The sequence below is a fragment of the Enterococcus sp. NBRC 3427 genome (genome assembly GCF_007996925.1).
GTDB lineage: Bacteria > Bacillota > Bacilli > Lactobacillales > Enterococcaceae > Enterococcus_B > Enterococcus_B lactis.
This window is the reverse complement of record NZ_BJLL01000130.1, coordinates 1-533: the sequence shown is the minus strand read 5'-3', so window position 1 is coordinate 533 and position 533 is coordinate 1. Positions and strand designations below refer to the sequence as shown.

Sequence of the window (533 nt, the reverse complement as noted above, 5' to 3'; positions counted from 1 at the left end):
TGGGCTGAGGATAGTATCTATCGGACTTCTTTTCTTGAAGCAACTCAAGGAGCAGAGGGAACGGAGGAAGAATTTAACTAGTTGAATGATCGTCTTTTCCCAGATAAAGATCATCTGCATATTTACCTTTGGAACAATGAATTTACGAATTATTATAATGAAGGTCGTTATTGGGATGGCGCTTATGTGTGGTCAGTGTATGACGAAAAGAGAAAGCGATTCACTGTTTTTGATGCTAGGTTAGTGATGATTTGATTTTTTGCATATAGTGATGAACTGGAAAAAGGAGAGAGAAGATGGAACTATTAGAAAAAGAAACTGTTAGTTTTTACTTAAGACATGATTGGACTCCATTCCATTATGTTTTTTTAAAAGAGAAAAAGTATAGTGGGATAAACAGTCATCAGGAAGCAGTTTTAGAATTTCTTAATTGCTCAAACAGGTTTCGAGAATGTCTGCGTCTAATGTGGAGTGATAGAAATCCTATGAAAATAGATCATGAAGCATATGCTCGTAAATTTCATGAGCTTAAC

At 35.3% G+C, this 533-nt stretch carries 2 pseudogenes; both read left to right on the top strand.

The window, feature by feature from the left end:
* Nucleotides 1–255 (top strand): annotated as a pseudogene (locus ESP02_RS13385) (hypothetical protein); the annotation flags it as partial.
* 41 nt (nucleotides 256–296) lie between these two features.
* Nucleotides 297–533: pseudogene (locus tag ESP02_RS13225) on the top strand (hypothetical protein); the annotation flags it as partial.